At 44.4% G+C, this 13,911-nt stretch carries 14 protein-coding genes; 10 read left to right on the top strand and 4 right to left on the bottom strand.

The window, feature by feature from the left end; genetic code table 11:
• Positions 1-161: 161 nt before the first annotated feature.
• Both cobD and IM319_RS01130 read right to left on the bottom strand, forming a co-directional pair.
• Positions 162-1,217: a threonine-phosphate decarboxylase CobD gene (gene cobD, locus IM319_RS01125; protein WP_287734300.1), complete on the bottom strand. Its 1,056-nt coding sequence runs from the start codon at positions 1,215-1,217 to the stop codon at positions 162-164.
• 233 nt (positions 1,218-1,450) lie between these two features.
• Positions 1,451-1,753, bottom strand: coding sequence for an HU family DNA-binding protein (locus IM319_RS01130; protein WP_002778840.1), 303 nt, complete (start codon positions 1,751-1,753; stop codon positions 1,451-1,453).
• 548 nt (positions 1,754-2,301) lie between these two features.
• On the opposite strand from IM319_RS01130, the gene IM319_RS01135 reads away from it, so the two are divergent.
• Positions 2,302-2,787 carry a DUF4168 domain-containing protein gene (locus IM319_RS01135; RefSeq protein WP_287734323.1) on the top strand — a complete coding sequence of 162 codons (486 nt, stop codon included), beginning with the start codon at positions 2,302-2,304 and terminating at the stop codon, positions 2,785-2,787.
• 77 nt (positions 2,788-2,864) lie between these two features.
• Complete coding sequence (gene ureE, locus IM319_RS01140) at positions 2,865-3,341, top strand: urease accessory protein UreE (protein WP_079207696.1); 477 nt, start codon at positions 2,865-2,867, stop codon at positions 3,339-3,341.
• 482 nt (positions 3,342-3,823) lie between these two features.
• Here ureE and IM319_RS01145 read toward each other — a convergent pair whose 3' ends face one another.
• Positions 3,824-4,471 carry a Uma2 family endonuclease gene (locus tag IM319_RS01145; protein WP_002759554.1) on the bottom strand — a complete coding sequence of 216 codons (648 nt, stop codon included), beginning with the start codon at positions 4,469-4,471 and terminating at the stop codon, positions 3,824-3,826.
• Positions 4,472-4,712: 241 nt separating this feature from the next.
• Here IM319_RS01145 and IM319_RS01150 point away from each other — a divergent pair, with 241 nt between their 5' ends.
• Complete coding sequence (locus IM319_RS01150; RefSeq protein ID WP_287685147.1) at positions 4,713-4,994, top strand: hypothetical protein; 282 nt, start codon at positions 4,713-4,715, stop codon at positions 4,992-4,994.
• A 23-nt stretch (positions 4,995-5,017) separates the two neighbouring features.
• On the opposite strand, the gene IM319_RS01155 is transcribed toward IM319_RS01150, so the two are convergent.
• Positions 5,018-5,998: an aspartate carbamoyltransferase catalytic subunit gene (locus IM319_RS01155; RefSeq protein ID WP_149976693.1), complete on the bottom strand. Its 981-nt coding sequence runs from the start codon at positions 5,996-5,998 to the stop codon at positions 5,018-5,020.
• A gap of 83 nt (positions 5,999-6,081) precedes the next feature.
• On the opposite strand from IM319_RS01155, the gene IM319_RS01160 reads away from it, so the two are divergent.
• From IM319_RS01160 to IM319_RS01190, 7 genes are all read left to right on the top strand, one after another.
• Complete coding sequence (locus tag IM319_RS01160) at positions 6,082-6,684, top strand: GUN4 domain-containing protein (protein WP_286826246.1); 603 nt, start codon at positions 6,082-6,084, stop codon at positions 6,682-6,684.
• Positions 6,685-6,797: 113 nt separating this feature from the next.
• Positions 6,798-8,255: an efflux RND transporter periplasmic adaptor subunit gene (locus tag IM319_RS01165; protein ID WP_287734301.1), complete on the top strand. Its 1,458-nt coding sequence runs from the start codon at positions 6,798-6,800 to the stop codon at positions 8,253-8,255.
• A gap of 5 nt (positions 8,256-8,260) precedes the next feature.
• The gene (locus tag IM319_RS01170) at positions 8,261-8,755 is read left to right on the top strand and encodes an ureidoglycolate lyase (protein ID WP_287734302.1); all 495 of its coding nucleotides are present in this window, start codon (positions 8,261-8,263) and stop codon (positions 8,753-8,755) included.
• 443 nt (positions 8,756-9,198) lie between these two features.
• A complete protein-coding gene (locus tag IM319_RS01175; RefSeq protein WP_287734303.1) occupies positions 9,199-11,397 on the top strand; it encodes a VWA domain-containing protein in 2,199 nt (732 codons plus the stop codon).
• 19 nt (positions 11,398-11,416) lie between these two features.
• Entirely contained in the window at positions 11,417-11,809 is a 393-nt protein-coding gene (locus IM319_RS01180) for a hypothetical protein (RefSeq protein WP_287734304.1), read from the top strand.
• A gap of 23 nt (positions 11,810-11,832) precedes the next feature.
• Positions 11,833-13,215 (top strand): vWA domain-containing protein, encoded by a 1,383-nt coding sequence (locus IM319_RS01185; protein ID WP_287076170.1) that lies wholly within the window; start codon positions 11,833-11,835, stop codon positions 13,213-13,215.
• Between the two features lie 77 nt (positions 13,216-13,292).
• On the top strand, positions 13,293-13,847 hold the full coding sequence (locus IM319_RS01190; RefSeq protein WP_287734305.1) for an FHA domain-containing protein: 555 nt from the start codon (positions 13,293-13,295) through the stop codon (positions 13,845-13,847).
• Positions 13,848-13,911 lie beyond the last annotated feature (64 nt).

A 13,911-nucleotide genomic window follows, 5' to 3' on the forward strand; every position in this document is an offset into this window, starting at 1 on the left:
CGGCTGACATTAGGTATCCCAATGACTTAGGAATATTAAATCAAGCCAGAGAACAAACCGAAGAAATTATCGACTCCCTCTACGAACCCATCAAAGACAAATTCCCAAAAAAACCGAAAACTTACCGAGAACAAGCCAGATAGGAAATTTATTTTGCACGACTACTTATCAGACGCGGCTAAAATACTCTCTAAAGCCGATAATAATCGTTGATTTTCTGCCGGTAAACGGACAGCGACCCGAAAATAATTGCTCCCCAATTCGGGGAAACTGAGACAATCGCGGATGAAAATTCGATGATATTTTAATAAAGCTTCCTGTAGGGGTAAACAGGAAGATTGAGATTGTACTAAGAGGAAGTTAGCGGCACTGGTTTGGGGCTGTAATTGCGTAAAATTAGCTAATCCCTGCCATAAATCCTCACGGGCCTCTGTTAACCAATCCCAAGTTTGTTGTTGAAAATCCCTATCTTCAATTCCCGCAATAGCGGCAACCACGGCCAAATTATTCACCGACCAAGGATCGCGCCATCTTTGCCATTGTAACAGGCGATCGGGATGGGCGAGGACGTATCCTAGACGTAAACCGGGGAGACTGTAAAATTTAGTTAGGGAACGCACAATCACGAGATTGGGATATTCCGGCAAGAGAGATATTAAACTCTCCTGTTGTTGCGGGGGTAAAAAATCCATAAAAGCTTCATCCACTACCACCAAACCAAATTGCGATAGATAGGGACGAATGGCCGCCACCGTCCAGAGTTTCCCCGTGGGATTGTGGGGATTATTGAGTAATAAGCCTTGTTTTTCGGGATTAACCGGCTTTAAACTGGTTAAATCTAGGGAATGTTTGCAGATTTTCCCACCAAAACTTTTTAAAGCCCGTTCGTAATCATTAAAAGCGGGTGTTAGTACATAAACACTATCAAATGCTGCTAATTCCCGACCGGCCCAGGTTAATAACTCAGCCGCACCATTGCCGGGGAGAATCCAATCTGGCCCGATATTGTGCCATTGGCCGAGGGCAGAACGCAACTGCCAATACGCGGGGTCAGGATAACGAGTCAGACTGGTTAAATGGCTTTTAATAGCGGTTAGGGCGCTTTCCGGCGGACCGAGGGGGTTGATACTGGCAGAAAAATCGAGAATAGAGGAAACCGGACAGCCGGCAATGGCGGCCGCCCAGTCAAGATTACCACCATGTTTAGGTCTAGGCAAAAGACTTACAGCGATCGAAGCTCAACAGTAATTAGGGTTTGCGGCAAAAAGTTTTCCCTGGGGGCAGGGTGTGGGGTGTGGGGTGTGGGGTGTAGGGTTTTACCTATTTTCAGGTGGTCAACTACCTAATTTTCAGGGAAAAAGTCCCTGAATTTTCCCCCCGATCACCCCTGGCTAAGGCACTCTTTGATGGGAAAAAAGTCTAAAAGTCTTATCCAACAAGGTTTTTAGATTTATTCAGCCAGCCCTAATTCTTCCTTATCTGGGGCCACTCTGTCTTTAAACAGTTTACCCGCCGAGAAAGCCGGGACGCGAGTGGCCGGAATCTCCATCTTATCGCCGGTTTTCGGGTTGCGTCCTTCCCTGGCCTGACGTTCCCGGGCCTCGAAGGAACCGAATCCTACTAGGGTTACTTTGTCCCCCTCAGAAACCGCTTCGATAATGGTTTCGATGGCGGCAGTGAGAACAGCATCTGCTTGTTTTTTGGTGACAGAGGCTTTGAGAGCGATTTGATCGATTAATTCACCTTTATTCATGCGCTAACTCCTTGTTTTGCGGTTTTTCTGAGTTTAGGGTGGTTGTCAGTAGTTTATTATGGTTCCCCTGTGGAGGACTCGCCAGGATCGAGATCACTAAATAATGCCTCAAATCCTCATTGGCTATATATTCCACTGCATTATTCTAAGCGGGAATTGTCTCGATCGGAATCGCTGAAACCTTTAATTTATCTAGATTTCCTCCTGATTCCTCGCCACTGGAGACACAAAAAGGAATAAGCGAGAGATTAACAGCGATATAAGCTAATAAAAAGAGATTAGGGGGCTAAATTGCCGATAAATATTCTCTAAAAGCGATAGGCATCCTAACTTCCCAAAAATCGTTCATCGGTTCTCTCCAAGATTTTTAACTAATTTTGCCCCTAGAAACGTTAAAAAAGTTTACCAAAGCAATTTCTGCCCAAAAATTAAGGTTCGGGCCCAGGAGATATTGGCTAGAATTGGAACTTATGATCGTTAAAAATATTCAAAAAAGCAGGATTTAACTGGAAAGTTTGCTATCATTATCTATTCAGCGACAAACTCGCATGGTGATTTACTGCTATCCCCTAGCCGATCTAGGTCAAAGCTTAAGACGTTCTTTTATTGTGACTTTTTTGGCAGTAATCGCCATTCTTGGCGGTGTGATTCCCGAATTTTCTTGGACGACGGAGGTAGTTAGTTTCCGGTCTTCCGCTTATACTCAAGATTTTACGGCTGACCAAATTAAACGTTATGCCAAAGCAGTTTTGTTGATCGAAACCGAAAGAAAACAAGCTTATCAGGCAATTTCGCAAATTTTAGGCAAAAGTCCCCCAGTAATTACCTGTAACCACCGGGAAAGCTTTAATAATCTTCCAGCTGATGCCCAAAGAATTGCCGTCGATTATTGTAATAACTCAAAAAAGATTGTCCAAGATAGTGGCTTCACCGCAGCTCAATTTAACGCCATTACTAACCGGATTCGTAGCGATGATAACTTGAGACGACGGGTGCAAAATGAGATGATTCGTCTGCAACGGGAGAATAAATAGAAAAAGTTCCTCAGTTTTTCGGGTCAAGCTGGAGTCAGGGCTACAATTAAGAATGTTTTTTCCCATTGACTACTACCATGTTAACTTTTACCGAGCGCTTACCCCCCCGTCATACCGCTAGTCCACCTCCCCCAGAAACGGTAGTTTTTAGCCTTCTACTTACGGCCGAAGAACGCACTCGCAGCCGTTATCGTCTCGACAGTCCCGAAGGTTTTTCCCTCTGTTTTCGTTTACCCCGCGGCACAATTCTACAGGATCGCGATTTCCTGCGGGGGGAAAACGGCGAAATTATTCAAATTATTGCTAAACCAGAACCAGTTATCACTATTACCGCCCCTTCAACCGATTTACTCCTCAAAGCTGCCTATCACCTCGGTAATCGTCATGTAGCCCTAGAAATTAATCCCGATTATCTGCGTCTGGCCCCCGATTCTGTCCTACAAGCAATGTTAGAAGGTTTGGGATTAACTGTAACTGAAGAAATCGCCCCCTTTAACCCCGAAATCGGCGCTTATCAGCATTATCATGACCTGGAAGAGGCAAAAAAGGGATAGTTAGCTAATCTTGCCCAATGCCCTTTCTGATTTAGAGTAAGCAAAAATCAAACTCGGTTTCGACTTACCTCTTTTCCTACCATAAATTGTAGTTTTTGGGCATTATCTTAACAAAATTTAACTGACAAGAAAACAGTAACTTTTTAACAGCCTCTACGGGATATTTTCTTAATCAAGAGGCTCTCATTCTGCTAGTTTCTAGAATTTTAATCGGCCTCGGTGAATTGATTAATTATCAAAGTAAAAATCGAACTACGAGGAATGAATAACCATGGTACTTTCAGAACTAGCACCAACGGCTGTAACCTCTGTCCTGTCTGATTTATCCACACCCACTGAGGTTAAAAAATCCCCTGCTCAAAACAATGATCTAATCTATTTTTGTGAACTAGATTCTAGTAACAAACTGAATCATTGAACCGCAAGAAGTTTATACAACTCTCGACGGACAAATTTATCTAAGTCAAAAATGTTAGGATTTTTCAACTATTATCTATATTTTCCGTCAGCCAATTTTTAAAGTTTCTGATGGCTTCACTTCTCCCCAGTTGTTGACTTTGTTTAACAAATTGATTAATTAATTCAATAATCGGAATCTGAGGAAAATTGGGACTGCTTAAAGACTCAATATATTCTCCTTCTTGTAATAAATTAATCTGTAGGCCACTTTGAGTATAACGCCACAGTTCGGGAACACCTAACTGTCGATAATTATCTAAATAGGTACGGGAAGTAATATCAATTTCTAGGACTAAATCAGGGGGGGGATCACTTTCTAAATTAAGTCTATTTTTGCCAATAACGGCTTGATAGTTTTTAATATAAAAACAGGCATCAGGTTCAACCGCTTGATTCATCCGCTCGTTTTTAAATGTTGTTGATCCTAACGGTTCAAAATCAATATTGAGTACTTCTAACAAAAACTGAACCATATAACTAATGATTTCTTTATCTTTTTCATGTTCGGGTAAAGGTACCATAATTTCTAATATTCCGTTACTGTAGGATAACCGAGAAGCACGACTTTCTCCTAATTCTGATAATATTGTCTCAAATTTTTGCCAGTTAAGCTCTTTTAAAAGTAACTGTTGACCGGGATTGACGATAATTTGTTCTAAGGCTAATTGCATGGCTTTAGCTGAAAATGTTGATTTCTTAGTTTAATTATACCCTTCCCTTGAGAACGGAATTCGGTATCGGTCAAAGTTTCTAGAAAAGCCCTAGGGGTAGCTTGAGTATTTATACTTATTGCAAAATAGGTATGCTTCCCCTAAGATAAAGTTGACTGGTAATCGTGCCGAACTAATTACCGAAAACTTGGGTCTAAAACCCTTGGAATGATGTTTTTATTGTATTCAGGAAGTTGAAAAAATGAAGACCAAATCGATCATAAGCTTACTATCCCTTAGTATTATGGGAATGTCAATCTATGCAGGTCAAGCTAATAGTAGTGATTATCGAGCTTTGACCGCAGAAGAAAAATCGCAGTTGACTGATACTTTGTTAAAACAGGGTTGTAGGAATCCTAGAGCGATGAAATTTGATGTTGAGACTAACCTATTTGAAGCAGAAGATGCTGTGTGTGACGGAGGAAGAAAGTATGATATTTACCTTGATAGAAACTTTAGGATTGTTTCAATGAAACCAGACTAAAAGAGCAAATCCCTGAGAAGCTTTTACTGGTCGCTGCGAAGATTACCGATGAGGTATAACAAAGCCATTCTGACAGCGACACCACTGGTAACTTGTTGGGAAATCAGACTAAAATCGGGATCGTCCATTAAATCGGAACTAATTTCCACTCCCCGATTCACAGGACCGGGATGAAGTACCTTAACCCCCGGTTGACAGGATTGCAAACGAGGACGAGTAATGCCAAAACTTTGATGATATTCCCGTAAACTGGGCAAAAGATTGGCAGTCATTCGTTCTTTTTGCAGTCGCAGGGTCATCACAAAATCGGCCTTTTCTAAAGCTGGTTCTAAATCCCAGTGGAGAAATAGGCGATCGCACAATTCCCCAAAATATTTCGGCAGTAGGGTGGGGGGTGCGGACAAATGTACTTCCGCCCCAGCCGTGGTTAAACTCCAGATATTAGACCGAGCGACACGAGAATGGAGTATATCCCCAACAATAGCGATTTTTTTGCCCTCTAACAGTTCTAAACGGGGATTTTCCTCATCTAACAGACAACAGATCGTAAACAGGTCTAAAAGTCCCTGGGAGGGGTGTTCGTGTTGACCGTCTCCAGCATTAAGAATACTGACCCCCGACTGCAAACGATCCATTTCTGCGGCAATTAAATCGGGAACTCCCGACTGTTGATGTCGAATGACAAAGATATCCGTACCCATGGCCACATAGGTTAAAGCGGTATCGAGAATCGTTTCCCCCTTAGTCAAACTGGAACTACCCGGGGCAAAATTGAGAACATCGGCCGAGAGACGTTTGGCCGCTAGTTCAAAACTACTACGGGTGCGGGTGGAAGGTTCAAAAAAAAGATTTGTCACCACTTGACCTTGTAGGGCCGGCACTTTCTTGGTACGTCGGGAAAGAACTTCACGAAAACTAGAGGCCGTTTGTAGCAGGGTTTGGTATTCTTCCGGTTGCCAGTCTTGCAATCCCAAAATGTGGTGTCGGATCCAAGTGAAAGCCATAGGAGTTAAGGAGGCGGTAAAAACGGCAAATTTCGTCTATGCTATTGTAGGATTTCTTTGCATCAGGTTAATAAATAGGGTTTATGAGAATTAATTTTTCCTTGTGTCAGATCACTCTTGCGATCGCTTTATTTCTCAATCCCTTGCCGGCGATCGTTGCCCAGACTGCCACCTCTGGGGAAATGGTATCACCGACCACGGGCATTAATTACACTCGCCTGAAAAATTTCCTCGCTCAACAAAATTGGCGACAAGCTAACGATGAAACCCGTAATTTAATCCTGAAAGCAACCGGACGGGAATTACAGGGCTGGTTTACCATGGAAGACCTGCAAAAATTGGCCTGTTGGGATCTGCAAAAGATGGATCAACTCTGGAAAGAAGCTTCCGGGGGTCGTTTTAGTTTCAGTACCCAATTTCGCATTTTTATCGAGACAGGTAATCGACCGGGCCGCTTAGTGGCGATCGAAAATTTTCAAACTTTTGGCGATCGAATCGGTTGGCGTAAAGATGGTGATTGGATTATTTTTAAAGAAAATCTTAACTATACCCTCAATGCTCCCGTCGGTCATCTGCCGGCGCCCCGGGACGAATACCAGATTGCCGGTGGTCGCCTAGAATACACCACCCTCGCCCAAAGATTAGTTACCTGTAATATTGTTAGCTTAGGGCAAAGCAAACAGTGATCACGGCGATCAATTCTGTAGAGTAAAATTTAAGGAAAAGCTTCTCTCCTCATCTTCATCTTCTTTTTCCGATTTACTAGCACTTTTTCTGCCAAAAACCCCCAAATTTAACAATGATTAAACGATCCGTTAACGTATCGACAGCGATCGGTTCGTCGATCGCCGTTTCCCTAATTGTAGCTGGTTGCGCCCCCCAAACCCCCCAGGCCACAGGACCGGCGGCTGTTCCCGTCAAACTGCAAACCCTCGGCACCGACAAATTAGTGCAAAGTAGCGAATTTGTGGGTACTTTGATCGCCCAACAGCGTGTTAGCGTCTCCCCTCAGATTACTGGTCGGATTCGGTCTATTTTCGTTAAATCTGGCGATCAGGTAACTCAGGGACAAAAAATCGCCGAATTGGATCCCGAACAACAACAGCAACAGGTAAACGCCGGCATCGGCCAGGTAAATTCGGCCAAAGCGAACCTCAATGCGTCTGAGGCGGATTTAAGGCAAAGACAAGCGCAAGCGAGGGCAAATCAAGCCCAAATTGCCCAGAATCGGGCAAATGTGGCCAATGCCGAAGCTAATGTTAAAAGTCAGATCGCCACCTTGAGCGCCGCCGAAGCCGATTTACAGAGAGCGAGAGCTAATTTAGATTTAGCGGAAAAAAACCTAAAAAGAGCCGAATTTCTGGTCAAACAAGGGGCACAGCCCCAACAGGACTTAGATGATCGTCGCCGCGACATTCAGGCCGCCAAGGCAGAAGTAGAAGCCCGATCTAAAAATCGTGATGCGGCCCGTCAACAGGTGACGGCGGCTAGAGCTACCCTACAGGCAAACAAAGAAGCATTAAATATCGCCATTCAAAACGAATTAGCGTCACAGCAACAGGTGGCGGCGGCAGCGGCAACGGTGAACAGTCGTCAAGCGGCGGTAGCCAGCACTGAGGGGCAATTAGGGGCGACGCGTCAGAATTTAGTTTTTAACACCATTACCGCCCCGATTGATGGTTTTGTCGGCGATTTTAATCAAAGAAAAGTCGGCGATATTATCTCCCTGGGTGAAGAATTAACCTCGTTGACTAACAATAAAACTTTGGAACTAAATGTGCAGATTCCCGTGGAATTACAACCGCGTCTGCGTGTCGGGTTGCCCGTGGAAATTATTAATCCTGATGGCAGTGCGGGGGTTCGCGGTCAAGTAACTTTTATTTCCCCCACCGTTTCCCAAGCTACCCAATCGGTTTTAGTGAAATTTTCCTTTACTAATGATGGCAGTCTTCGCAATAATCAATATGTGCGGGCGCGGGTAATTTGGGATCAAAAACCGGGGGTATTAATCCCCACCACGGCAGTGACTAGCATCGGGGCGCAAAATTTTGTTTTTGTGGCCGAAAAAGAAAAGGCTAAAGAAGGTCAAGAAAATGCCGAGGAGCGTTTAGTGGTAAGACAAAAACCAATTCAAGTCGGCACAATTCAAGGGCAAGCTTATCAGGTTATTTCTGGAGTAAATGCCGGGGAAAGAATTGCCGTTAATAATATTCTTTCTCTCCGAGATGGTACAGCTATAACTGTTAGTCAGCAGTAATTTTTATGAGTAATTCGATTACCATTCGTCCCCTGGCATCGCAACTAATTACCGCCGAGAGTTTCCGTCCCTACGGTCAATTAATAACCCCTAGTCATGACGGGAAAATATTTGATGAAAGCGATGCACAACTGCATTTAAAAAACGGTGTGCCGCGCTTTTATATTATGCGTTTACAGACTCGCGGACGTAAATTTAAGCGAATTACTCGTCATAGTCAATGTACCCAATGTCTTGGTTCTTTGGGGGGACAAGAGTGGTTTTTAGGAGTGGCCCCCCCTAGTCCTCAGACTCAACCGGATTTAGAAAAATTAAGGGTTTTTCGCATCCCCGGCGACTGTTTTATTAAATTAGAGGTGGGAACTTGGCACGCTGGCCCACTTTTTGATCAACCAGCGATCGATTTTTATAATCTCGAATTGAGCGATACCAATATTATCGATCATTTTACCTATAATTTTGCCCAAGAGCAGTCAATAGAATTTGAGATTGTTGATTGAAACAATTAATTTTTTTACCTAGGGCTTGCTGAATATCGGTGAAAGCTGACAGGGGTAAAATGTGAGTTCGATGCAGTTTAAAAAAGGCATAAGTTAGAGCAGGTAAGCTTTTTGCCTCTAAATGCAGAGAAGGCTTAATAGGATTATAAGTGTAAGCAATGAGACCCCCTAAAATGTTAACTAGAAAATTCCAGATACTACTTTGAATTGGCAATATTTGTCGATTAAGTCTGAAAACGATGACATTAGTTACGAAAAACTGATTACTTTACAAAGCTCAATTACGAGTAGTTTAGAAACACAAATCCCTGTAGAGGTTGAACAATTTACTCACTAATTGACTGTTTATTCAGCCATATCCTTTTTTTGTGTACTTTTGTGACAGCTTTGGCGTAAATCACAGGTCTTCTGGCGAATAGATAATATACTCCCCCGAAATTAAAATGCAGAACTTATTGGGCCAGATCAGGCGAAATCTCAGAAAACCCCTAATTTTTGGATTATGTGGTGCGGGAGGATGTCTGGTAGCGGCGATCGCGCTAGGAGAGGTTTTTCTCACGGTGACTGAACGTCCGCCAATTGTCGAACAGAATCCTCAATCTGTCGTAATGTTGATTGATACCTCTGGCAGCATGAACGATGACAATAAATTACAAGAGGCGAAAAATGCCGCAAAAGCCTTTATCGAGCGACAGGATCGGTCGTTTAATCGCTTTGCGGTGGTTGGTTTCGGCAGTCAGGTTCAAATTGGCACAGGACTAACTTCAGATTTAGCCACCCTCAATCAAGCCATTGACAATTTATCTGATGGTGGGGGGACAAGAATGGATTTAGGACTGGCAACGGCGATTGAGCAACTAGAGTCTGCCACATCGGATCGTCATATCTTGCTGTTTACAGATGGACAACCCGCCCCGGCTCCTTCTCCAGAACAAATTGATATTATGATTGTTCTCGACGTTACTAGCAGTATGAATGAGGAGATCGCCGGAGTACAACAAGGCATCCAAAACTTTGCCCAAGAACTCAAAAAACGGAAACTTGATGCTCAAATAGGCCTAATCGCTTTTGGCGATCGCTTATTTGGCGAAGAGCCACAAATTCTCAACTTTGATGGTTCTGTATTCACCCCTGATAGCGATCGCTTTAGTGAGCAAGTCGGCAGCATTCAACAGGTTAACGGTAATGATCCGCCAGAAAGTAGCTTAGATGCTTTGGCATTAGCTGCCCGTCAGCCTTTCCGTTCCCATGCAACCAAAGTCGTACTGCTGATTACCGATGCTCCTCCTTTAATACCCGATCGAGAAATTCCTTCTTTAGAAGCAACCACTAATGTTTTAAAGGAAAATCAAATTGCTCAACTGCACTTAGTCATTCAACCTGATGATCGCGCTACTTTTGAACAACTGCAACTCCCCGCACCTGGAGAAACCTTCTTAATCGGTGAAACCGCCGCAGGACGACAAGGATTTGAAAGTGTACTCCCCACCATCGGTAAAGCCATCGCTGAAACAACCCTGAAAGAAGAAGATCGCCAACCGATTGTAGAGGCGACGCTAAACATCGGTCAAACTGCTCTGAGCCAAAAAATCAATATTATTGCCGTCGGAACGGGAGATGCCGATCAAAACTTTCTGACTCAACTGACGGGAGAAGATAAAAAAGTCTTCTATGCTAATTCGGGAGAATTTGACCAAGCCTTTCAATCTGCGGCAAAACTCATCTATGATTCGCAGCTGATCGGAGAACAAAAGCAAAATCAAGGAATTTTATACACTTTACTCAGCCAATCTCTTCCTAAAAACCAACTGCAAACCCCTCAATTTAGATTTATCTATGATGCTTTGCGGACAGGTGGCTGGACGGCTATCCTGTCTGTGGGTGCTTCTTTAGCGTTAATTGTCGGTCAGAACCTCTATCAACGTCGTCGCCGCCTTCTTTCCCTGGGCGAGACAAGCATCGGTACGGTGGGGGGAATCGTTGCCGGATTGGTTGCTGGTAGCTCAGGACTCCTTGTCTCTCGTTTTCTCATTCAAAGCATTCCCACCCTGACCCCAGGGGGGCCACTTCTGGGTTGGACGATTTTAGGGACAATGCTTGGCGGCGGCATGGCTCATTTTGTCCCCAATCTGAAAATCGGCAGGGCGGTATTGGGCGGGTTTCTCGGTGGCGCGATGGGAGGAATGGGTTTTGTTTTGCTGACCCTTGGGCTTCTCTCAGGGCAAGCTGGAGCGAGTAATGAGATCGCCGGACGTTTAGTGGGTTCAGCGATTTTGGGTTTTTGTATTGGCATGATGATCGCTCTTTTGGAACTGCTGACTCGACAAGCTAAACTGATCGTGCATTGGAGTCCTACGGAACAACGAGAATTTTTATTAGGCTCTCGCCCGATCATTTTGGGCAGTTCCTCGGAAGCTAATATTTACTTACCCAAAAAACAGGGTTATGCCCCGATCACGGCTCAGGTTTTTCAAAAAGGGGAAATCATTATCATGCAGTATAACTCGTCCTATGGACAAGCCAAGGGAATGAAAAAACTAGCGCATCAATTAAAGGATGGTGATCGCCGGAAATTTGGACAGATTACGCTAGAGGTAAAAACATCGCCCGAACCGTCCAATCGAATACTATCAACTCATTAATCTTATTTTAGCCGCCCAAATGGTAGTCTATAAATTCTTTCTTCACCTGAAAAATTCGCCAGAAAGATATGATTATCCTCTAGATCTAACCGCCGATCAGGAAAATGATCCTGAAGCTATCTTCACCAAGGAAATTCGCCAAGCAATCCGAAAACATTTTCAGGCCAGAAGCTCATGCTCTATCAACGATCACCGTCTCAATCAAATTATCGCCGCTTGGGTCGAAGATATCCGAGAAGGCTATCGAGAAACTGTCCTGACCCTAGATTTACCGCTACTGAGCGAGTCGAACATTGAAAACATCCAAGACGAAGGAGATCAAGAGTTACCCCCTCTTTTTGCCCCCGATCTAGCGGCCATAGAACCCATGGAGGGAATGTTCCCCCCCTTAGAAGACATTTTCAACACTTAACCTGTTCTCTGAAGGAAATTTTAATGCTTAACGTATCTATTACCCCCCATCGAGAATTTTTACCGGCCGATACACCAGATCAGCGACTGTTTATTATGCTGAAGCTGCGACCCACTAGAGAAGTCGCTCAAACCCGTCCTTCTACTACCTTTGTCTTTCTAATTGACACCAGTGGCTCGATGTACGAAATTGTGGCCGGCGATTTTCAACCCACCGGCGAAACCTATATACAAGATGGGAAGAAATACACGAGAGTGGTGGGCGGCATTGCCAAAATCGACATGGTTATTGAGTCGCTTCGCACCCTGATTAATTCAGGACGCTTCACCCCGGAAGATCGGATTGCTCTGATCCAATTTGACGATCAAGCCTCTACTCTGATTGGCTTAACACCAGTTACCCAAACCCGTCAACTGGAAGATGCGATCGCTAAACTGCGAAATTTTAGCGGTGGAACTTGTATGGGGAGAGGCATTAATCAAGCCCTGGCTCTCCTAGCTAATCAAAGCATGACTAGCCGCCATACCATGATCTTTACCGATGGCGACACCTTTGATGAAGATGATTGCCAAAACTTAGCCCAACAATTTGCCAGTCAAGGGATTTCGATTACGGCGTTGGGTGTGGGCGAGTTTAACGAAAACTTGCTGACAGACATAAGCGGCAAGACGGGAGGGCATTGCCGTCACATTGTTCCAGGAACGGCTAGTGGTAACGATGTTTCTATTGCCGATCTTCCCAACCTCCTACTGGCAGACTATCAGCAAGCCCAGCAAGAAGTGATTAACAATCTTGTCCTGAGCTTAAAAACTGTTCAGGGAGTCAAACTTCTGCGCGTTACCCGTGTTTATCCCGATTTGGCAGAATTTTCCTTAAATCAAGCTCCCTATCCGATTGGTGCCGCCAAAGCAAAGGATGAAACCATCTTTATCTTAGAATTTGCTATCGATAGTCGTCCTAGTTCAAAAATTCGTCTGGCTCAACTGGGCTTGACTTATGACATTCCTGGCTTAAACCGACGGGGGGAATTACTACCGCAGAACGTTGTTGTCCAGTTTGTGCCTGGACAGGGGGGGACAGCGCAGGTCGATCAAGAAGTTATGGGATACGTTCAACAACGTAATATTTCCCAATTAGTTGACGACGCAACTCGCATGTCGGAGAGTAACCCCCAACAAGCGGAAAAACTCCTAGAAACTGCCCGTCGCATCACGGTTCAAATTGGCAATGATGCCATGCTCGAATCTCTCAATGAAGGGATTGAAGAATTACGCAAAACTCGTCAGATTTCCTCTGGAACCCGCAAAACTGTCAAAATGGGATCGAGAGGAAAAACTGTCAAGATGGGCGATGACCTCAACGACGATCTCTCGGAAGAAACTATTCGGAAACTAACCGGTACTTGAGCAGACTTCTTGCACCAAGTCAGACAACAGTGAGATTAATTTCAATCTAATTAATTCCTCAAAAAGGAGAAAAACCAATGGCTATTGTTTGCAATGTTTGCGGCTATGATCAAAACCCCCAGGGAGCAGAATACTGTGACGCTTGTGGTGCAGAATTGACCGCATCGCCATCACCTACGCCTCCAATCCCCGATCCCATCCCGGAACCCACACCCAGGCCAATTCCCCAACCGATTGCCGAGACGATAACACTCACACCAGAACCGCTGCCCCAACCGATTACTCCAGCAATAACAACAACGGCCCGACTGATTGCCAAGCACCCTAACGCCCCGGTTGCTGAATTTTTCATTGATGGTTTTACCTTGATTGGCATCTTTGACTCGGACACCGGACCTGTGGATGTGGACTTAGAAAAATTCCCCGATAACGAAACCGTTTCCCGCAACCATGCGGAAATTTATCCCGATGGAGGAACTTGGAAAATTAAAGACCTCGGTTCTCTGAATGGGGTTTTTATTAAACCCATCGGTCAAACTCGCTTTAACGCCAGAATAACTGCCCCGACCCTTCTCAGTTCTGGTGATGAAATTGCGATCGCTAAAATTCGCTTTCTTTTCCAAACTCCTTAACATTTCTTGGGGTGGTTAGCCCCACCCCGATTGTGTTCGACTAAAGTTTTAATGGCTGCCTCTC

It is taken from the genome of Microcystis sp. M113S1 (assembly GCF_020246945.1).
Taxonomy (GTDB): domain Bacteria; phylum Cyanobacteriota; class Cyanobacteriia; order Cyanobacteriales; family Microcystaceae; genus Microcystis.